Raw genomic sequence first — 21890 nt, 5'->3', positions numbered from 1 at the left:
GAGGCAAGTGTTTAATCATCCTCGATGCAGCAATTCAAAACATTAAGTTGTTTGTCATTGGCGAAATCATCCAGCCAATGTAAGAGGGAGCAATACATGACGCGTTACAATCAAGTAGGTAAAGGCCTGCCACGCACAGACGGCTTGGCCAAGGTTACAGGTCAGGCAATATATGGAGATGACATTAAACTGCCCGGCATGCTGTATGGTGTGTGTCGTTATACAGACGTTCCAGCCGGCAAAATATTAAGCATTGACACATCTGATGCTAACGCCATAGAGGGCGTAGTACGGATTGCTACTTTTGATGATATTCCCGGTGACCCTACCGCCGGTGTTATCATTCGCGACTACCATCCTATCTGCCGCGATTTTGTCCGCTATAGCGGTGATGTCGTCGCAGTCGTCGCTGCAGAAACCTATGAGGCAGCCTGCCTTGCTGCCGACAAAATCAAGGTCGAATATGAGCCCTTTGCACCAATCAATACTGTTCATGAGGCACTGGAGCCCGATGCCCGGCTAATCCACCCGGAATCCGGTTCCAATATTGTCGCTGAGCACCGTACCCATAAAGGGGATGCGGTGAAGGCCATCAAACAGGCTGAAATGGTGCTGGAACGAACTTATCAGGTTGGCTTCCAGGAGCACGGTTATATCGAACCAGAATCGATTACCGCCTACATTGCTCCGACTTCCCGTGATCTTATTATCACAGGCTCGATCCAGAACCCGCACCGGGTTCGGGGATTTGTAGCCGGATTCATGGGGCTAAACCAGTCACAGGTTGATGTTCACCGCGCCGTTATGGGCGGTTCATTCGGCGGTAAAGATGACGGTATCGACCACCTAGCCTGTCGAACCGCACTGATGGCATCGCTGACCGGACGCCCGGTCAAAATCACCTACACTCGCGAGCAATCCATTATCGAAAGCACCAAGCGACACCCCTACCACATGAACTACAAGGTAGGTTTCAGCCGGGACGGCCGCATTCAGGGTATCAAGATTGACATTCTTGCCGATGCCGGCGGCTACGCTGCTTGTACACCTTTCGTTACCTGGCGATCCGTCGTTCAGGCTGCCGGCCCTTACGATATTGAACATGTTCGGGTCGATATTAAAGGCGTCTATACCAACAACAGCATGTCCGGGGCAATGCGGGGATTCGGTTCCCCTCAGATCATTTTTGCCAATGAATCCCTGATGGATGAAATAGCCGAAGCCTGCAACCTGGATCCGGTTAAGATCAGGGAAATCAATGCCCTTAAGCAAGGCGGTAAAAGTATTACCGGCCAGTGCTTTGACAACCATACGGTTTCCGCCATTGAAGTGTTGGATAAAGCAGCGCTGCAGTCAGAGTTCCTTGCAAAACAGGAGCATTACCGTCGCCTTAATGCCAGCAGAGATCCGGTGAAATACGGTATCGGCCTGGCGCTGAGCTACCGGGGCTGTTCAATGGGTGCAGAAGGTGTTGATACTTCCAGCGCACTGGTGACAGTGAATGCGGACGGCAGTGTCAATGTCTCCACCGGGGTATGCGAAAACGGACAGGGTCTGCAAACGACCATGTCGACCATTGCCGCCGAAGTACTCGGACTAAAACTTGCTGATATCAACTTTGTTGAACCACCGACGTCCTTAATTGCGGATGGTGGCCCGACTGTTGCGTCACGCGCGACCATCACCGGCGGTAATGCTGTGAAAGACGGCGCTGAGAAGATCAAAGCCCGGATTTTCGATGTGATCAAAGCCGATCTCGGCGTCAGTCAGATCGACGAAACCCACTGGGCTGACAGTTATATCCAAAGCAAACACGATTCAGAAAACAAGATCAGTTTTGCTGACGCTGCCAATAAAACCAAATGGGCCGGTGTTAACCTCGCCGCGTATGGCTGGTTCGATCAGCCCGCCATTCACTGGGATGAAGAAAAAGGCACAGGCTCGCCTTATTTCACTTGGGTATACGGCTGTCAGATCGTTGACCTGAAAGTAGATACCAGCACAGGTAAGGTCGAGCTGCTTGATGTCACTGCTGTGCATGATGTCGGTCAGGTCATTAACCGGGTCGGTTTTGAAGGCCAGGTCGCGGGCGGTATCGCTCAGGGATTCGGCCTCGGGGTGCTTGAAGACTTCAATATTGAACACGGTAACGTGAAGTCCGAAAACCTCGACAGCTACCTGCTGCCAACCATTAAGGACATTCCGTCTCTTAATATTGAGGCTGTAGAAAACCATGACGCCGGAGGCCCGTTCGGTGCCAAGAGTATCGGTGAACCCGCTGCTGAACTGGCTGCCGCCGCAATCACCAATGCAGTTGCTTTTGCAACAGGTTCCCGTCACCGCCAGTTGCCGCTGACCCTTGAGCAAATTTTCCTTGGCTACAACCTGAAAAAACCTGCTCGTCAGAGTGAGCTGGTTCATGCCTCGGAAGAGAAAAAGCAGACTCATCGCATCAACGGCTTCAGTGTTATTAATCCGTCATCACTGGATGAAGCACTGACACAACTGGCTGACGGTAAAGCAACCGCCATCGCCGGCGGTACCGATGTGCTGGTACAGGGACGTTTGCAAAACTCTCCCCGTACACTCATCAACATCGCCGGATTGGCTGAATTGTGCGGCATAGAAGAAACAGGCTCTCACGTGATTGTCGGTAGCGGTGTCAACTTCAACCGTCTGGCAGAACACCCTGCAGTTCAGGACGCTTTCCCGCTGCTTGCTACCGCCTGCCACACTATCGGCTCAAACCAGATCCGTAACCGGGCCACTATCGGCGGTAACATCGTCAATGCTGCTCCGTGTGCCGACTCAGTTCCACCTTTGGTTGCTTATGGCGCCGATGTTGAACTTCGCTCGGTGAACACAAAACGGCGCATGCCGCTGTCAGAGTTCATTACCGGCGGTTACCGCACTGAACTGCAGCAGGGTGAATTACTCACCCGAGTCTTCATTCCAAAATTACCCCATCAACATTTCATCCAGAAATACAGCCAGCTCGGACGGCGTAATGCCCTCAACATTACCCGCCTCAGCCTTACCTGCCTGATGGATTTCAATGCCGACGGTTCGGTTCGAGAATGTCGACTGGTTGACGGTGCACTGTTCAGTAAGCCGCAACGGTTAACCCCTGCCGAAGAAGTACTTGTTAATCAAACGCTGACGGTTGAATCCATTAACCAAGCCAGCGAGGTTCTGAAAGAGATGATAGACAGTGCGATCGGCGGTCGCTGGTCTGCTGCTTATAAACAGCCGGTTTATCTGAACATGTTCAGAGATCTGATGAACGAGATCCAAAAGCAACTGCAAGGAGAAGCATTATGAGTCGATTGGAAACAAATCTGTCGCCAGTGGCATTAACCGTTAACGATAGGGCTTACCAACTTCAGGTTGACGGCAACACCCGACTTCTCGACTTGCTACGCAACGATCTCGGCCTGGCAGGAACCAAAGAAGGCTGCGCAGTCGGCGAATGCGGTGCCTGTACTGTCGTCATGGACGGTGCCGCGGTCTGTTCCTGCATGATACTGGCAGCACAATGTCAGCTGGCAGAGATTGTCACTATCGAAGGTCTGAAAGACGATCCGCTTGCTCAGAAGTTACAGCAATCTTTCATTAAAAGAGGCGGCGTACAGTGTGGATTCTGCACGCCGGGTGTGATGATGAGCACCTGGGCTCTGATGAAGAAGCAGCCAAACCCGAATTCAGAGCAAATCATGGATGCGTTGGAAGGAAACCTTTGCCGCTGTACCGGTTATCAGCCGATCCTTAATGCGATCAATGCCGTTATCGACGACATCGCAGCAGATATAGCCAGTTAAATCAACCGGCTATATATCAGTTGCAAACAAATAAAAACGTGAGCAAATGTCCGTTCCCCTGTTCAGCAGGGGAACAACCAGAATTCTAAAAAAATGCGCATGAGCGTAAGGACACAACTATGCAATTACTCTATACCCTCAATGAAAAGCCCCCCCAGGGGGTGACATTTTTCCTCGCCCTACAACACATGCTCGCCTCTATCGGCGGTATCGTCGCCGTTCCGCTGATCGTTGGTGGAGCTATCGGTCTGCCTGAAGGTGAGGTTGTTACCTTGATCAGTGCATCCCTGTTTATTTCCGGTATCGCCACTATTGTCCAGTGTATTGGAGCCGGCCCAGTCGGCATTCGTCTACCGGTTGTCATGGGTTCCAGCTTTGCTTTCCTGGGCACACTAATCACAATCGGAAAGACATCCGGGATGTCTACAATTCTCGGTGCCACCTTTGTCGGATCCTTTATGGTGATCATTGCCAGCTTTTATATGGAACAGATCCGCAAGCTGTTCCCTAATCTTGTAAGCGGTGTAGTGGTAACCCTCATCGGTCTGACAATCCTGCCTGTGGCAATGAACTGGATTGGTGATGCCCCTGCTGGCGATCCTTCATTCGCTTCCTTGCCGAAGATATTCCTTGCTGCGGCTTCTCTGGCGGTAGTGATCGGAGTATCGGTCTTTTGTAAAGGTGCTATCGCTGCCTCTGCAATCGTGATCGGTCTGGCAGCTGGCTATATTCTGGCGATTCCGCTTGGTATGGTCGACCTCACTCAGCTTTACGAAGCTCAGTGGGTCGCAAGCCCGGAACCCTTCAAGTATGGAATGACTTTCTCGATGCCAGCCATCATCAGTATGACGCTGGTCTATCTGGTTGTTGTTGCCGAAGCCACCGGTGATTTCATGGCGTTGGGCAATAACTGTCATGTTGAAGTCTCAGGCAAAGATCTGAAACGCGGCCTGCTGGGTGACGGCCTTGGCAGCACCTTTGGTTCCATATTGTCGGCCATGCCGGTTGCCAGCTTCAGCCAGAATGTTGGTATTGTCGGGATCAGTGGCGTAGCCAGCCGTTTCGTAGTTGCTGTCACTGGCGGCTTATTAGTCTTAGGGGGACTCTTCCCGAAACTGGCGGCTTTAGCTGTCACAGTACCTAAACCGGTACTGGGCGGGGTCGGCTTTGTTATGTTTGGTATGATTGCTTACGCCGGTATCCGAATGCTGCTCAATGCTGCCGATTCACGCCGTAATGCGCTGGTGGTCTGTGTCGGTCTGGCATCCGGTCTGGCTGTGACACTGGAACCTCGCCTACTACAACACTTCCCAGAGGATCTACAAATGGTGTTCCATTCGGGTATCACCACAGGCACTCTCGCCACTGTAGTTCTGAACCAATTGCTGCCAAAGTCGAAGAAAAAAGCGACTTCGGACGAAAGCATGACGGCAAAAGGGATTCTGATTAAGCCGGACAAACGAGCATCTCGTTTATTGGCAGCTAAAGCCCGCCGCGCTCAGCAACTGGCAGCTGAGAAATAACTAAGTTCCGCTTTGTCCCTGTTACATCTATAAATACAAAACCGGGCCCAAAGCCCGGTTTTATTATTTACTAATAGCAGCTAACCGCTCAATTAAAAACGGTAACCTAGACCCAGAGAAAATGTACCGGCATCGTTATCACCGCTAAACGGTACATACTCGTAGCTAGCATCAAGTACTAGGTGAGTAGTAATGTTAGCCTGCATACCCAGGCTAGCTGAAAACATTTCTTCGTCGCGCGTTTTATATTTAGTGTTTTTCGCTTTGTCATTAACTTCAACAAAGTAATCAGCATAACCAACAGTACTGTAAGCACTTAAAACGGAGTTTAGACGATACACAGGACCAAGAGAAAAGGAACCATAACCGTAAGTGGTTTCCTTTTTCGTTGTAAGTTTACCATTCTGAGCAACCAGCTCATCAGTACTATTCGCATTAATTGTACCCGTAGCAATCAAACCCAGACGAGAACCGCCTTCATAGCGGTATTTAACGTTAACGCCGTACAGATCCTTCGGTGCTGAGTCGATACTTGTCTTAGACAGTCCACCGACAATTGTATGTTCACCCGCCATAGCTGATGTTGAAACAGAAACTGCCGCAATAGCAGCAAGGATGATGTGTTGTACTTTTTTCATTGTTATAGACCAATATGGTTAAATCAAAATGAACATCGTTCAATAACGAAACATGAAAACTACTGCTCAGCATTCTCACTGTCAATATCAAAACAAAACTGAAAATTAGTTAGTTCATGATTCAACCAAAACAAAAGAAACCACATGCATAAATGCCTGAGTTAATGAGTCAGATAAAACTCAAAATGTAAAGTGATACTGAATCGTTGGTACCATCAATGAGCGCCTCTCCGATCGCAACATTGACTCTCGGCTTCGAAGGCGTTTACCTTCATCACTGTTGTATTTCGCATTCTTTTCAAGCTGCCTTAATTGATTGGCTATCGAGGCCAGCTCCCTGTCTATCTCACGAATACGCTGCTCAACCTGGTACTCTTTCCTGCCAAGGTTATATTGCTCAAGGAACAAAGGACTATCACACACACCATAATATCCCCCACCGGAACGACCAATACGATATCCGTTATCAGGCATACAATAATAAGTCAGGCCTAAATCATAACCGTTAAACCAGACAGCCTGATCAACGGTAACATTAGCTTCCAGGCAGTCTTCCGCATAATCGCTCACCCGTGATGACGGAGCGCCATTTTGCCCGTCCTGAAGACCAACTGAATACCAATCTGCCACTTTGCATTCTTCAACAGACATACTTGAACAACCAACCAGTTGAACCAGAACAACCATACACAGGGGGCGCTTATACATAAAACCTCATTACTACAAATTAATAACTTATCGAAAAACGATAAATTATTATTGCCAAGCACAATTATGCATGTCAATCTATTACCCATAAATTATTCGGAGAATTATTCATGCACCACCAACAAGCCATTGAGAAACTCAGTAAACGACTACTGATTTTGCTCTGGACCATTTTTATCACCACACCTGTTTTCATTTCCTTCCTTTGGTTTTATGGCACATTAGTTGAGTCCAGCAGTTTGGTAAATCTAGAATTCAGCTATCCTGTTGATCTACCGTTTTCACCAAGCAAAGCATTCATGGGATATCCTTTTGCGCTGGCACCCTCTTTGGTTTACATGGCAATTATCTGGCAACTAATTCGTCTGTTCCGTTTGTATCGGGACGGTCAGGTTTTTACTCCTAACAACGTTTCCTGCCTGAAAAAAATGGCTAATCTGATGATTGCTTCACCTTTTATCAGTGCATTTTCCGACCTATCACTTGGCACAGTTTTGTCCATCGGAGAGGAAGAATTGAACACTGGCCTCTATTTTTCAGACACTGAGTTGACAATTTTTGTCATTGGACTCATGGTGCGTGCCATCTCACATGTCATGGCGCTTGCTAAAGACATGAAAGAAGAGCATGAATTAACAATCTAAGGTGATTTTGTGCCAATTATCATTAACTTGGATGTGATGCTGGCAAAGCGGAAAATGCGCTCAAATGAACTTGCTGCAAAGATAGGCATCACGGAACAAAACCTGTCTGTTCTTAAGAATGGCAGGGCTAAAGCGCTTCGCCTGACAACACTGGATGCCATATGTAAGCACCTTCAATGCCAGCCAGGGGACATTCTCGAATACATAGACGAAGAAGATGTGTAATAAACGCTCGTCATTGACAAGGAAGTCATGGTTGTTCGCCTTACCCCAATAGAAATTTGCCAGCTACAATAAAAACAGCTGGCATCTTTCTGTCTAACTTCCTACCCGAGCCAGGTTTTATGTATATACATTAAAAATCCGCTTCGGGATCGCTTAAACCATGGCAACAAACAACGGAAGAAGGGTAAAAGAAGCAGCCCAAAGTAACGCAAACTAAAAATGCATCCGCTTTGGAGAACGATAGCTCAGAGGAAGCTTCTGTAGTTTAGAACTTCGTAGTCTCAGGGTTTCGGTCGCCAATATGGCAACCACACCTATTGAATAGGACATCAGGAGATAAACAATGGCAAACGTTTCAAAAAAAGTGAAATCACTAAAAACTGAAATCAAAACCCGCAAAGCCAAAGTTGCCAAGCAGCAAGGTAAGTTGAAGAAGCTAAAGAAAGCACTAAAAAAAGTATCCTAATCTAAGGCTTAAACAGCTTTAGTTAGCATTTAGTCACACCGCTTCATCACTATCAACGGTAATGAAGCGGTGGGGACAAAAAAATAAATCTACTCCCTTTCCTCTTACTACCAATGCTCAACCTCAACGATTTCCGCCTCAATGTAGTAACTATCAGCTTCTGGTAACGATATTTTCAGAGGCTTACCTTCCTGCTGTGTCTTAGGACGAAAATAGGTTTCCGGCATTCGCTTCACTGATGTCCAGATTTTCTCTTGCTGGCTTGCAAGCTCCTGACCTTTATCATCGTGAATCCTTACCTGCAGCTCGACAAGAATTACCGACTCCGAACTTTGGTTAGTCAGAGATGTAGGGATCATCAATTCGCCATCTCTGTATGTCGCAGGGCGCAATAACACATCGACTCCGGAACGGCTTAGTTGCTGAATGTTCTTATTCGCCCCAGGAACAAATTTGATACCCTGAACAGAAGTCACTACCGGTATGGCTGTTACAACAACAGGTGCAGCTGTTACCGTAGGGCTGGAAAGAGAGGCAGGTGTCGTCTCTGCGTCGATGGATGAAGGCTCAGAAACCGGATGCTGTCTTTGTTCAACAGGAACCACATACTGCCAGGAAAAATCATCATGCAAGATGACCTGACGGCCGTCTTCAAGCGTTGCAACTTTAGGTACCGCCAGTGCGCTGCTTGTCATTGCAGTCATAGTAAAGCCAATCAATAACTTTGGCAGTGCCGAACAAATCCGGTTTAGTTTTCTCATTATTTTGTCCTTATACCAAACAGAACAATAATCTGATCCAACCAGAGTACTCTCAGCAGTTTGAGAACAACCCAAATTAATCAAGATATAGTGGCCTCTACATCAAAACAATTTGAAGCTGTTATCGGGCAGCTGAAGCGCTCCCGAAGGGAGAGTTAATTGTTCAGTTTGGTATTATTAACCTATCAAAAACTTAGCTGATAAATCATAAAATTATCAGTTTGGAAAGCCTATCATGAAAAAAGGGCCTGACGGCCCTGAGACACGTGACAAATTTCACAGTTCGACCTAACTGGGTGCTACTCAATATCACATTAGTCCCCAAAGGAGCTTTTTTGTCTCTGACCGTTAAACGATCCCCCCCGTTTCTGACTAATTTGACATAACAACTAGTTAACACATCGTTTTTTCAGATTCAGATGTTGATGAAATCCACAATAATCCGGCTCCTTTTACTAACTGAGGGATCTGCAGAGAGGAAAATGACGGCTGTAGCCTAGCTCGGAGATGGCAGGAAAGCCTTTACACACAGCCAAGGGCAGCCTGCAGGCTATTCACCCCGCCTTTACTAAGCAAAAAAAGGAAGATTTGAATTATTTTGACTGAGGCCTAAAAAACGTGAATAATACATCGTTTTTTTGCACGCAAATCACAAAACCATTATAAAATGAAATTGATAACATATCCCCCTTTAGCGTTGTTGTTAGCTGGCCTGCTGGCAGGCTGTAGTGATGACAATAATGTCGATGCCACCAATAACAACACTTCTCTCTCCTCTTTTAATCTCGCTGACATCAGTGCAGGTACTACCGACGTAAAACAGATGACCCTAACCTGGACACCTGCGTCGAATAACAGCGGAGTGACCTACACTGTATGTGAAAAAGATACGACACAAACCAATAACTGTAAGGTGTTAACCTCGGTCATCGATGCGCTGACCGCGACCATTACTGTTGACAGCCTGGTTAAGGCGCTGTCTACCGATTACTTTATTCTGGCCACCTCAGGTAATGCCACCAAAGCCTCAAATGAAAAGACACTGACCGCTGATACCGTTACTCGGATGATTGGTTACTTTAAGGCCTCAAATGCCGGAGCCGATGATAAATTTGGTGATAGTCTGGCATTAAGCGCTGACGGCAGCATCCTGGCAATAGGGGCTTCAGGTGAAGATAACGGGGCAAAAGGAGTCATCACCGATGGCTCAGAAACTACGGATACCGGTTCGGAATATGCTTCTGGCGCGGTTTATCTGTTTAACAACAACTCCGGCAGCTGGGCGCAGAGCGCCTACGTCAAGGCCTCGAATACCGAAGAATTTGACAACTTTGGCTATCGCATTGCGTTAAGCGCAGATGGCACCAATATGGCGGTGTCTGCTCCATATGAAGATAACGGGGCGACAGGAGTCATCACCAATGGATCAGAAGCCACAGATTCTGATACAAAAAGAGACCCCGGCGCGGTGTATCTATTCAGCAAGGCCTCCGGCAGCTGGGCGCAGAGCGCCTATGTCAAGGCCTCGAATGCCGGAGCCAATGATAATTTTGGTAATAGTCTGGCATTAACCGCAGATGGCAGCACCCTAGCGGTGGGGGCTAAATATGAAGATAACGGGACGAAAGGAGTCATCACTGATGGCTCAGAAACCACCGATTCTGGTACAAAAGCTGACTCCGGATCTGTATATCTGTTCAGCAACGCCTCTGGCAACTGGGCGCAGAGTGCCTACATCAAAGCCTCGAATACCGAAAGAGGTGGTATATTTGGTTATGATGTGGCATTAAGCGCTGATGGCAGCACCCTAACTGTGGCGGCTGCAAATGAAAGTAACGGGGCGAAAGGAGTCTTCACCGATGGCTCGGAAACCATAGGTTCCAGTACGGAAAGTATTTCCGGAGCGGTGTATCTGTTCAGCAATACTTCAGGTAGCTGGATACAAAACGCCTATGTCAAGGCCTCGAATACCGGAGCCAGTGATTGCTTTGGCTGGAGGGTGGCATTAAGTGCAGATGGCAGCACCCTGGCTACGTCGGCTATAAGTGAAGATAATGGGGCGAAAGGGATCATCTCCGATGGCTCGGAAACCACCAGCGATACCGGTTCGGCAGATAGATCTGGCGCAGTGTACATCTATTAATCATCCATCTTTGCTATCCCCCTATTTACTCAAAGGCCTGACAAAATTGTCAGGCCTTGGTCAGTAATCAAAGGGCTTTATATCCCTTTCACATTAAGCAGTTAGTCACTTAATGGCTATCAAGCTCAACATGAGGGGCAACAGAACCCTGCCTACGGGTTGCCAGCTCCTCATAAAGCTCCCACTTACGCTTAGCAACCTGCTGAGCATGCCCGGTAATTTCTGCCGCGGCCTCAGGGTTACTGCGACGCAGGATCTGATAACGAGCTTCGTTATAGCGGTATTCCTCCAGCGGGATCGTCGGACGCAAGGTATCTAGCGAGAACGGATTCTCACCGACATCACGCAAAGCCGGGTTATAACGGAATAACGGCCAGTGACCAGACTTAACCGCCAACTGCTGTTGACGCAAGCCATCTTCCATATTAATACCGTGGGCAATACAGTGGCTGTAAGCAATGATAATAGACGGACCACGATAAGCCTCCGCCTCACGCATTGCCAGCAAGACCTGCTGCGGATCTGCACCCAAGGCGACTCTGGCAACATAGACGTTATTATAGGAAATTGCCTGCATTGCTACGTCTTTCTTGGTTGCCTGCTTACCAGCAGCTGCAAACTTAGCAACAGCCCCCAATGGCGTCGATTTCGACATCTGCCCACCGGTGTTAGAGTACACTTCGGTATCCATTACCAGTACGTTGATATCAGCCCCACTTGCCAACACATGATCCAAGCCACTTGAGCCGATATCATAGGCCCAACCATCACCACCAACAATCCAGATTGAACGGCGGATCAGCTGATCGGCAACCGATATCAGGTTAAGTGCCGATTCAGTATCAACGCCTTTAAGCTGGGCTTTCAAGGTATCTACCCGCTTAATCTGAGCCTGAATATCACTCTCCGTCATCTGTTCAGCATGAAGCAACTGGTCTACAAGTAGCGGTTCCAAATGCTCGCGGTTTTCCACCACCAACTGCTCGGCCATCTCATGCTGTTTCACAGCAGCAAGACGGAAACCAAAACCGAATTCGGCATTATCTTCAAACAAAGAGTTCGCCCAGGCAGGTCCACGTCCTTCGGCATTCTTCGCCCATGGCGTTGTTGGTAAGTTACCACCGTAGATTGACGAACAGCCCGTTGCGTTCGCAATCATCAAGCGATCACCGAATAGCTGCGACACCAGTTTGAGATAAGGTGTTTCACCACATCCGGAACATGCGCCAGAGAATTCAAACAATGGTTGAAGGAACTGAGCCCCACGCACATTGGAGAAATCTACCCGTGCCCGATCGTTATATGGAATCGTTTCGAAGAACTTGAGATTTTCCTTCTCCTGCTCCAAATAAGGAGCTTTCAATTCCATGTTAATTGCTTTGCGCTCTGGCTCGGTTTCTGTCGCTTCCTGAGCAACCATTGGACAAGCATCAACACACAAGCCACAACCGGTGCAATCTTCAGCGTAAACCTGCAACGTATAGCGAGTATCCGGGAAGCCTCTCGCAGTAATACCCGCAGACTTAAAGCCTTCCGGCGCCTCTTCCAGCATGGACTTGTCATAGAACTTGGCACGAATCGCCGCATGGGGACAAACGATACTGCAGTTACCACACTGGATACAGTCCTGCTGCTCCCAAACAGGGATCTTCTGAGCTATATTCCGTTTTTCCCACTGGGTCGTTGCAGACGGATAAGTACCATCAACAGGCAACATGGAAACCGGGATTAAATCCCCTTTGCCTGCCATCATCTCAGCTGTGACCTTCTGGACAAATTCTGGCGCTTTGTCCGACACTATAGGTTTGTTTTGCTCGCTGGCTGTAACTTCAGCCGGTACTTCAACCTCATATAAATGCGCCAGAGTATGATCAACCGCAGCAAAGTTTTTCTTCACGATCTCAGGCCCTTTACGAGAATACGTTTTCTCGATTGCCTTTTTAATCTTGGCGATGGCGAGATCTTTTTCCAGCACGCCCGATAAGGCGAAGAAGCAGGTCTGCATAATCGTATTAATGCGATTACCCATCCCTGTCTCACGGGCCACCTTATACGCATCAATAATATAAAGCTTCATCTTGCGCTCAATCAACTGATGCTGCATACGGGCAGGCAAGGTATCCCACACTGTATCAACAGAAGCCGTAGTATTGAGCAGGAAGGTGGCATTCTCTGTCGCCTTCGCCAGCATGTCGGTGCTGTCGACAAACGTTGACTGGTGACAGGCTACAAAATTCGCAGACTGGATCAGGTATGGACTATTAACCGGATGATGGCCAAAACGCAGGTGTGACTCGGTTTGCGAACCGGATTTCTTCGAGTCATAGACAAAATAGCCCTGCGCGTAATAATCCGGATCCTCACCAATAATCTTTATGGTGTTCTTGTTGGCCCCGACCGTACCATCGGCTCCCAGACCATAGAACATCGCACGTACGACATCAGTCGATTCAATATCAAAGCTTGGATCCACTTCCAGGTGGGAGTGGCTGACATCATCAATAATACCGACAGTGAAGTGATGTTTCGGAGAATCCAACTCAAGATTATCAAATATCGCCTTGACCATTGCAGGCGTAAATTCTTTGCTCGATAAGCCATAACGGCCGGCAATCAGGCGCGGCATCTGAGCAAAGTGCTCCTGCCCGTCGTTATTAAAAGAATCCACCAGCGACGTCAGCACATCCTGATACAGTGGGTCAGCATTGGCGCCCGGCTCCTTGGTTCTGTCCAGCACAGCGATTTTCTTCACTGTCTGCGGCAACTCATTAAGCAGATGATCCGCAGAAAGCGGACGATAAAGGCGAACCTGTAGCACACCGACTTTCTTGCCTTGAGTGACCAGATATTCAACCGTTTCTTTGATCGTCTCAACGCCAGAGCCCATGGCAATCACTACATACTCAGCATCCGCCGCACCGAAGTAGTCCATCAGCTTATAATGTCGGCCAGTCAGTTCAGCCAGTTTATCCATGTAGCCCTGCACAATTTCAGGGGTTTTCGCATAGAACGGATTAACTGTTTCGCGGCCCTGGAAGTAAACATCCGGGTTCTGTGCTGTACCACGAATAAACGGTGTATCAGGGCTCAGCCCACGATCACGGTGCGCACGAACCAGCTCATCAGAGATCATCGCGCGAATATCCACTTCTGGGATCAGGCTAATCTTATTCACTTCATGGGAAGTTCTGAAACCATCAAAGAAGTGAATAAACGGGATACGAGCATCCAGTGTCGAGGCATGGGCGACCAACGCCATATCATGCGCTTCCTGCACCGAGGATGAAGCCAATAAAGCAAAACCGGTACCACGAGCCGCCATAATATCCTGGTGGTCACCAAAGATTGACAAGCCCTGAGCGGCCAGCGAACGCGCCGCAACATGGAAAACCGCCGAGGTCAGCTCACCGGCAATCTTGTACATGTTAGGCAGCATCAGCATCAAGCCCTGAGAGGCGGTGAACGTTGTGGTCAATGCGCCGCTTTGCAACGCACCGTGAACCGTACCGGCAGCGCCGCCCTCACTTTGCATTTCAGCAATCAGGGGAATGTTGCCCCAGATATTACGCTTATCTTCCGCCGCCCACTGGTCGGCAAATTCAGCCATGGTGGATGATGGGGTGATCGGATAAATGGCACAAACTTCACTTACTCGATAGGCGATATGTGCCGCCGCTTCGTTACCGTCGCAAGTATGCATGACTCGCTCGGACGAAAGAATCGTTTTCTCTGTCATGATCAGCTCCTACTCCGTTTCGGCCGCGACCATTTCGATCGCATGACAAGGACATTGCGAATAACACGCTTCACACCCGGTACACTTGTCGTAATCCACTTTATAGCCTTTGCCCTCACCCAAGCGGGTTATTGCTCCATGCGGACAGGCCCCGAAGCAACCGTTACACTCAAAACAGTTACCGCATGAGTAGCAACGCTGCGCTTCATACAGAGCTTCTTCTTCTGTCAGGCCACCGACGACCTCATCAAAGGAGGTCGCACGCTTGATCACAGGGATCGCAGGCTGCTCACTCTGTTCAGCGTCGGTTTTATACCAAAGATGCAGCTTGTCGAAACGAATAAGCGGTTGCTTAGCGACTTTGCTGTAGGTGCGGTTATTCAGGAAGGCATCAATATGAGCGGCTGCCTTTTTACCATGACCAACCGCGATAGTGACGGTACGATCACAAGGCACCATATCACCACCGGCAAACAAACCACGATAGCCTGTCATCATCTGATCATTGACTATCACAGTACCATCCCATTTGTGCTCAACGCCCGGAATGTCATTGGTGAGTTTGGTATCGATATTCTGGCCCAACGCAAGGATCAGAGAATCAGCCGCAACGGTTTCGAACTCGCCGGTAGGACGTGGACGACCGGTATCGTCTATTGCCATTTTTTCAAGCGTGAAAGTATTGCCATCAATTTTGTTAATAGTGCGCTGCCAGTGGAAAGTCACGCCCTCTTCCATCGCCTCAACACATTCAAAGTCATGAGCTGGCATATGTTCACGGTCGCGACGGTAAATCACCATCACGTCAGCGCCCATCCGGCGTGCCGTACGCGCCGCATCCATTGCGGTATTACCGCCACCATAAACGGCAACACGCTGTCCCAGTTTCGGCGCGGATTTCATCTCGATTGCACGAAGGTAAGAAACCGCATCAATCACCTTACCGGGATCATCATTGGGAATATCAACCCCGCGACCAACATGGGCACCGATTGCCAGGAAGACAGCATCAAACCGACCTTTGACTTTTTCAGCCAGCAGATCCTCAACCTTATGGTTGAGTACAATTTTGATCCCCATCTCTTCGATTCGGGCGATCTCACCTTCAAGGATATCCCGCGGCAAACGGTATGCAGGAATTCCAAAGTGCATCATACCGCCCGCCATTGGCGCCGCATCGCGGATCTCAACGTCATGACCTTTACGTTTCAGGTGATAAGCTGTCGCCAGGCCACTTGGACCCGCACCAACAATCAATACCCGTTTGCCTGTCACATTGGCATGAAAACGAACCGGCCACTTCAGCTCCAAAGCCCGATCACCAAGGAAACGTTCTACAGCGTGAATGCTGACAGACTGGTCAACATTGGCACGGTTACAGGCTGATTCACAAGGGTGATAACAAACCCGTCCGTGAATCGCAGGCATCGGGTTATTTTTGATAAGCGCCTGGAATGCTTCTTCGTACTGCTCTGACTGAGCCAGTGTTAACCACTCCTGAATATTGCTTCCAGTCGGACAGGCGTGATTACATGGCGGTAGGGAGTTTGAATATACAGGGAACCTGGTGCGAACTGGCCCTGACCCTTTCTTCAGGGTTAGGTCAGGAGGCAGTGTCATATCCTTTGGACAATTGCTCATAATGCTCTACCTATTTTCGGTAAATGATGAAACACACCCTTATATGTACTGTTGTTTTGACGGGTACATTTCGCTGTTCGAGTTACTTAGTTTCAGGTTTGAAGTGCTGTAACCCGAAATACAGAACGTCCCAGCTGTACGCTGTTTTATCCTTGAGCTGGAGAATGCGTGTTTACTTATCCCAAGCCTTGAACAAATAAACGCTTTCAATGCCGCTCTTAAATAAAACAGCAACAGTTAACACGTTAAGCTGAAACACAGGTGCCGGCACGCTCGGCCAGCACATCTAATCCTTCTTCAAGTGCTCCGATATATGCCCGGCCACCAGACTGGGCAAAATCAGCTGCGGCTTCGACTTTTGGCCCCATAGAACCTGCCGGGAAAGAATACTCACCCAGCTGTGCCGGTGTCGTAGCGCGTAGGGCACGCTGTTGCTCTGTCCCCCAGTCAAGATAAACAGCATCTGCATCGGTCAGGATCAATAACTTATCTGCTTGAAGCTGTTTTGCCAGCAAAGTAGCAGCAAGGTCTTTATCAATCACACCTTCAACACCCTGATAGCCGAACTCACCGCGACAAACAGGGATCCCGCCACCGCCGCAACAGATCACGATCTGCCCGGCATCCAGCAAAGTATCAATGGATTTTTTGTCGATAATGTTGATTGGCTTTGGTGAAGGCACCACTCGGCGAACAAACTCACCGTCGCGCTTCATGATCCAGTTGTTGGCTTCAGCCAGAATTCCGGCTTCTTCTTCGTTATAAACCGGACCGACAAACTTGGTAGGGTCAAGCATGCTCGGATCATCGGCAGCAACTTCAATACGGGTCAATAAACTGGTTACTTCCGTTTCCGGCAGCAGGTTTTGCAGCTCTTGGGCCAGCATATAACCAATCATGCCTTCACTTTCAGCACCGAGTACATCCAGTGGGTATGGCGATACTTTGTCATATGCCAGATTCTGCAATGCAAGCAAGCCAACCTGCGGGCCATTGCCGTGGACAATCGCCACGCGGTATTCCTTAGCAATCTCAGCAATCGCTTTTGCGGCAATTTTGATGTTTGCCAACTGATTTTCAAAACTAGGGGCGTCACCGCGACGTAATAATGCATTGCCGCCAAGGGCTACAACTGCAGTGGGTTTCATGTGGACTCCTTGAATTATTCTTCTTCGTTAACCACCGTTCCGCCCTCTTGATCGGCATGGAACGGTTTGCGGCGAATAAAACGGCCATTCCCGGCTTTCCCCGTAAATTCGCCATTACACGCAACAACCTTGCCCCGGCTGATAGTCATCATCGGCCAGCCATGGCATTTCATTGCTTCATACGGGGTGTAATCGGTGTTGTCATGTAATAAATTGTGGGTAATAGTGATCTGCTGCTCGGGGTCAAACAGCACCAGATCAGCATCGGCGCCTTTGGCCAGGCTACCTTTTTGCGGGTATAGTCCGAATAACCTGGCAGGCAAATAACTGGTCAGTTCAACGAAACGACTCAGGCTAATGCGCCCAGTCATTACGCCTTCAGAAAATAACAACGGCATCCGGTTCTCTACCCCCGGCATCCCGTTCGGACAAGCACTGAAATTATCTTTTCCGCGTTGTTTTTGTTCGTGGTAGGTAAATGAGCAATGATCGGTAGCAACAGTATCAATACTACCGTCCATCAGGCCCTGCCATAACTTTTCGCGTTCTTCTTCAGGGCGAAGCGGCGGGCTGAGAATAAACTTCAGAGCATCATCGCGCTCATAACATCGCTCATCAAGTAACAGGTACTGAGGACAGGTTTCAGCCCACACTGGCTGCTTATTGCGTCGGGCAAGCCTGACATAATCAAGACCAAGACCATTGGAAAGATGAACGATATAAAGCGGAGCATCACCCGCAAGCTTTGCCAGATTAATCATTCTGGCGATTGCCTCCGCCTCGCATTCCAGCGGGCGGCTTTCTGCATGGTATTTCGGCGCTGTTTTGCCTTGCTCCAACAACATTTCCCGGCGCATGGCAATCGCCGCATCATTCTCAGGATGTACGGTTGTCAGGGCGTTGACTTTATTAAGCTGAATAAGTGCCTTTAATACCGATTCATCATCCAGCTTATAGCCGTATGTCAGATAAAGCTTGAAACTTGAAATTCCTTCTTCTTCAACCATTGAAGCCATTTCTGACAAGATTTCATCATTAATATGCTGGATCACGCCGTGAAAACTATAATCAATCACAGCTGTATCTCTGGCGTAATCTTTATAGACTGCCAGTTGGTGGTGCAGGTTACAGCCTTTCGGGCCGAACCCCATATGATCAACCACGGTAGTGGTACCGCCACAGGCCGCAGCTCGTGTTCCGGTATAAAAATCGTCGCGGCTTCGGGCTATACCGACATCGATATTAAAATGGGTATGGACATCAATTCCTCCCGGCATCACATACAGACCGGAAGCATCAATAATTTGTGTATCGGCAGGATAATCGGAGATAACGGGGGCAACATCGGCAATCTTGCCGTCTAAAATAAGGATATCTGCTTTTTGCGCCTGTTGATGGTCAACGACAAGCCCCTGTCGGATTAAAGTGGCATTCAATGCGTCCGCCGACTGCCTGTCTAAATCCAAAGAGAAAGAACGGTGTGCAATCATAACGCTATCCTTGGTCTCTATCGTTACACATGAGGTGGTGACTGCCTTGCTTCTCCCTGCTGCACTTATTCGTTATTTGCCTAAGCCACCAAGGAAGAAAATTCAGAAACAGAAAATCCATCCCGAGGGGGATATGAGGTCAACATTAAGGCAGAGCATATTGACACCCTCGGGACGGAAAACGGTATTAATACTGATTAATCAACATCGGTATTATTTTTTAAGTTCTTTCAGGTACATCTGTGGGATAACAGCGTACATGGCAGCACAAGTTACCAAATGATCTTTCCAGGTTTTCTCGTTTGGCGCGTGTGCTTCAGGCTCTTTACCAGGACCGAAGCCAATCACTGGGATACCGTAACGACCCATGATGGACACACCGTTAGTTGAGAAAGTCCACTTATCTACAGTTGGTTTCTTGTCGAACAGTAACTCGTAAGATGCTTCCAGCGTCTTGGTTGCAACATGTTCTTCTTCGATTAACCAAGTAGGGAAGTAACACTCTGTTGGGTATACCAAACCGGTATAGGCAGGACGGTTATATTCGTACATTGATACTACTGCGCCAGCTTCTTTCACTGCAGGCAGAGCACGGATTTCTTCCAGTGCACCTTCCCATGTTTCACCCCAGGTCAAGCGACGGTCAATTGAAACCGCACAGCTATCAGCAACAGCACAACGGCTTGGTGATGTGAAGAAAATTTCAGAAACAGTCAATGTACCTTTACCCAGGAATGGGTCGTCTTTCAGGTTGTGAGACAGATCTTCCAGTTGGTTAAGGATAGGACCCATCTTGAAGATAGCGTTATCACCACGCTCTGGTGCAGAACCGTGGCAGCTCACGCCTGCAACATCAATACGGATTTCCATACGACCACGCTGGCCACGGTATATCTGGCAATCTGTTGGCTCGGTAGAAACCACGAACTCTGGGCGGATCTTGCTTTCTTCGATGATGTACTGCCAGCAAAGGCCGTCACAGTCTTCTTCCTGTACTGTACCTGTTACCAACAGGGTGTATTCATCTTCAAGACCAAGATCTTTGATGATCTTGCCGGCATAAACCATTGATGCCATGCCGCCTTCCTGGTCTGATGCACCACGACCACCGATCACTTCGTCATCTTCCATACCCTGGTATGGGTCAAATTCCCAGTTATCCATGTTACCGATACCAACGGTATCGATGTGTGCATCCATCGCAATCAAGTGCGGACCATGACCAATCCAGCCCAGGACGTTACCCATAGGGTCTATTTCAACTTTATCAAAGCCGACTTTTTCCATTTCTTCCTTAATGCGCAATACCACTTTTTCTTCGTCGCAGCTTTCACTTGGAATCGCAATCATGTCGCGCAGGAATTGGCTCATGTCAGCTTTGTAGTCTTGGGCTTTTTCCAACACTTTGTTGAAAGGGATGTTCATTGTCATTGTAATTCTCCTTGGGCCGGACGGTGGTCATCGCTTCCGGCATGATTTCTTTTCAAGGCGTCCTGCACTTTCGATGACAAACACAAGGCGCTTATTAATTCTCAATTTTGTACAAATTGCTTTGGTGTTTTCCTGCAGCTATTTCGCTCGGAGACAAAGAAGAAGCGCGGAGTTTATGACTATAAATGAGCACTTCTGATGTAGTATCCGGGCGAAAGAGCAAAGAGAAAGCATCAAAGGGTGCAGTGTTTGCCCTGCCACACAACTTCACGGTAATGGACAGGATCGGTATCCCCTTCGGTGTTGATCAGCAGAATGACTGAGTCTTGATTCAAGCCCAGCTTTTCCATCAACTGTTCACGCTCAGGATGGTAGTGAACCGCTGCCAACATACCCGCACCTACTGCGCCGGATTCACCGGAAACAACACGAGGGTCATTACCGAGAGGGTTACCCAGTACCCGCATACCAAGGGCTGCGACACTGTCCTGACAGGAAACGAACTGAGTTGAGCAATCACGCAGTACCGGCCAGCCGATTGGGTTAGGCTCACCGCAGGCAAGGCCAACCATGATGGTTGCCAGGTCGCCGTCAACGTTAACCATTTCGCCTTTATCACTGATACCTGAGCGGTAAATACAGTCGGCCTGATCCGGTTCAACCACGACAGAGTGCAGCTTGTCAGCACCAAACTGGTCGCAAAGGTAACCCAATACGCCACCAGCCATTGCGCCTACCCCAGCCTGAAGGAAAACGTGAGTCGGACGCTCAATGCTTTGCTCTTTCATCTGGTCAACAGCTTCTGCAGCCATGGTGGTGTAGCCCTGCATGATCCAGGTTGGGATCTCGGTATAGCCTTCCCACGCGGTATCCTGCACGACTTTCCAATTGTTCTCTTCGGCAGTTTTAATCGCTAAACGAACAGTGTCATCGTAGTTCATGTCTGTAACGATGCACTCGGCACCCAGAGCGCGAATGTTATTCACACGCTCATCGGCTGCACCTTTTGGCATATAAACTACCGCTTTTTGGCCCAGCTTATTGGCCGCCCACGCCACACCACGGCCGTGGTTACCGTCCGTCGCTGTGGCAAAGGTCATTTTTTCCGGAATATCGTTTTTCAATTTATCGAAATCAAAATCGTTGATATCGAGTTTGAACTCATCACATAGCAATCGGGCAATAGCATACGCACCACCCAACATCTTGAATGCGCATAGGTCAAAGCGGTGTGCTTCGTCTTTAACCAGGATTTTGCCAACACCAATTTCTTTGGCCAAGCAGTCGAGAGAATGCAAAGGCGTAGGCTGATATCCTTCCACTTTTTTGTGGAAAGCGCGGGCTTTTTCCGCTTCTTCAATGGTGAATAGAGGAGATTGCTGACCGTTATAATGGCGGTTATCGGCTATCTCCATTTTTAGAAAGAATGTAGACACGACCAGACCTCATTGAATAAATAGAGTGAGAGATGCGGGGATAACGGGAGCGGTATCCCCGCGAATGGGCTAGCATTAACCC

General features: G+C 48.7%; 16 protein-coding genes. 7 read left to right on the top strand and 9 right to left on the bottom strand.

The annotated features are described in order from the left end of the window. Nucleotides 1-96 precede the first annotated feature (96 nt). The 3 genes from Q0852_RS03830 (at nucleotide 97) to Q0852_RS03820 (ending at nucleotide 5341) form a co-directional block, all read left to right on the top strand. Nucleotides 97-3321 (top strand): molybdopterin cofactor-binding domain-containing protein, encoded by a 3225-nt coding sequence (locus tag Q0852_RS03830; RefSeq protein ID WP_299014076.1) that lies wholly within the window; start codon nucleotides 97-99, stop codon nucleotides 3319-3321. Then, complete coding sequence (locus Q0852_RS03825) at nucleotides 3318-3818, top strand: (2Fe-2S)-binding protein (RefSeq protein ID WP_299014073.1); 501 nt, start codon at nucleotides 3318-3320, stop codon at nucleotides 3816-3818. The genes Q0852_RS03830 and Q0852_RS03825 overlap by 4 nt, the downstream gene beginning before the upstream one ends. 119 nt (nucleotides 3819-3937) lie before the next feature. Continuing rightward, a complete protein-coding gene (locus Q0852_RS03820) occupies nucleotides 3938-5341 on the top strand; it encodes a nucleobase:cation symporter-2 family protein (protein WP_299014070.1) in 1404 nt (467 codons plus the stop codon). A gap of 92 nt (nucleotides 5342-5433) precedes the next feature. Here the strand turns inward: Q0852_RS03820 and Q0852_RS03815 are convergent, their stop codons facing one another. Both Q0852_RS03815 and Q0852_RS03810 read right to left on the bottom strand, forming a co-directional pair. Then, on the bottom strand, nucleotides 5434-5979 hold the full coding sequence (locus Q0852_RS03815; protein ID WP_299014067.1) for an Ail/Lom family outer membrane beta-barrel protein: 546 nt from the start codon (nucleotides 5977-5979) through the stop codon (nucleotides 5434-5436). 180 nt (nucleotides 5980-6159) lie between these two features. Next, nucleotides 6160-6687, bottom strand: a complete 528-nt coding sequence (locus Q0852_RS03810) for a DUF2799 domain-containing protein (RefSeq protein ID WP_299014064.1) — start codon at nucleotides 6685-6687, stop codon at nucleotides 6160-6162. A gap of 110 nt (nucleotides 6688-6797) precedes the next feature. On the opposite strand from Q0852_RS03810, the gene Q0852_RS03805 reads away from it, so the two are divergent. From Q0852_RS03805 to Q0852_RS03795, 3 genes are all read left to right on the top strand, one after another. Further along, a complete protein-coding gene (locus Q0852_RS03805) occupies nucleotides 6798-7331 on the top strand; it encodes a DUF2975 domain-containing protein (protein WP_299014061.1) in 534 nt (177 codons plus the stop codon). Between the two features lie 9 nt (nucleotides 7332-7340). Next, on the top strand, nucleotides 7341-7556 hold the full coding sequence (locus Q0852_RS03800) for a helix-turn-helix transcriptional regulator (protein WP_299014058.1): 216 nt from the start codon (nucleotides 7341-7343) through the stop codon (nucleotides 7554-7556). A 343-nt stretch (nucleotides 7557-7899) separates the two neighbouring features. After that, on the top strand, nucleotides 7900-8022 hold the full coding sequence (locus tag Q0852_RS03795) for a hypothetical protein (RefSeq protein ID WP_299014055.1): 123 nt from the start codon (nucleotides 7900-7902) through the stop codon (nucleotides 8020-8022). Between the two features lie 107 nt (nucleotides 8023-8129). On the opposite strand, the gene Q0852_RS03790 is transcribed toward Q0852_RS03795, so the two are convergent. Beyond that, a complete protein-coding gene (locus Q0852_RS03790; protein WP_299014052.1) occupies nucleotides 8130-8783 on the bottom strand; it encodes a DUF3157 family protein in 654 nt (217 codons plus the stop codon). Between the two features lie 667 nt (nucleotides 8784-9450). Here Q0852_RS03790 and Q0852_RS03785 point away from each other — a divergent pair. Next, nucleotides 9451-10926: an FG-GAP repeat protein gene (locus Q0852_RS03785; protein ID WP_299014049.1), complete on the top strand. Its 1476-nt coding sequence runs from the start codon at nucleotides 9451-9453 to the stop codon at nucleotides 10924-10926. A 109-nt stretch (nucleotides 10927-11035) separates the two neighbouring features. Here Q0852_RS03785 and nifJ read toward each other — a convergent pair whose 3' ends face one another. The 6 genes from nifJ to dpaL form a co-directional block, all read right to left on the bottom strand. Further along, nucleotides 11036-14662, bottom strand: a complete 3627-nt coding sequence (gene nifJ / locus Q0852_RS03780; protein WP_299014047.1) for a pyruvate:ferredoxin (flavodoxin) oxidoreductase — start codon at nucleotides 14660-14662, stop codon at nucleotides 11036-11038. 9 nt (nucleotides 14663-14671) lie between these two features. Next, entirely contained in the window at nucleotides 14672-16303 is a 1632-nt protein-coding gene (locus Q0852_RS03775; RefSeq protein ID WP_299014044.1) for an NAD(P)-binding protein, read from the bottom strand. Between the two features lie 245 nt (nucleotides 16304-16548). After that, nucleotides 16549-17451, bottom strand: coding sequence for a carbamate kinase (gene arcC, locus Q0852_RS03770; RefSeq protein WP_299014041.1), 903 nt, complete (start codon nucleotides 17449-17451; stop codon nucleotides 16549-16551). A gap of 14 nt (nucleotides 17452-17465) precedes the next feature. Further along, nucleotides 17466-18941, bottom strand: coding sequence for a dihydropyrimidinase (gene hydA, locus Q0852_RS03765; protein WP_299014038.1), 1476 nt, complete (start codon nucleotides 18939-18941; stop codon nucleotides 17466-17468). A 213-nt stretch (nucleotides 18942-19154) separates the two neighbouring features. Continuing rightward, complete coding sequence (locus Q0852_RS03760) at nucleotides 19155-20372, bottom strand: YgeY family selenium metabolism-linked hydrolase (RefSeq protein WP_299014035.1); 1218 nt, start codon at nucleotides 20370-20372, stop codon at nucleotides 19155-19157. 233 nt (nucleotides 20373-20605) lie between these two features. Beyond that, nucleotides 20606-21808: a diaminopropionate ammonia-lyase gene (dpaL, locus tag Q0852_RS03755; RefSeq protein ID WP_299014032.1), complete on the bottom strand. Its 1203-nt coding sequence runs from the start codon at nucleotides 21806-21808 to the stop codon at nucleotides 20606-20608. Between the last annotated feature and the right edge of the window lie 82 nt (nucleotides 21809-21890).

The sequence above is a fragment of the uncultured Photobacterium sp. genome (assembly GCF_947502415.1).
Lineage (GTDB): Bacteria > Pseudomonadota > Gammaproteobacteria > Enterobacterales > Vibrionaceae > Photobacterium.
The sequence above is the reverse complement of the archived record's forward strand: the minus strand, read 5'-3'. Positions and strand labels throughout refer to the sequence as shown.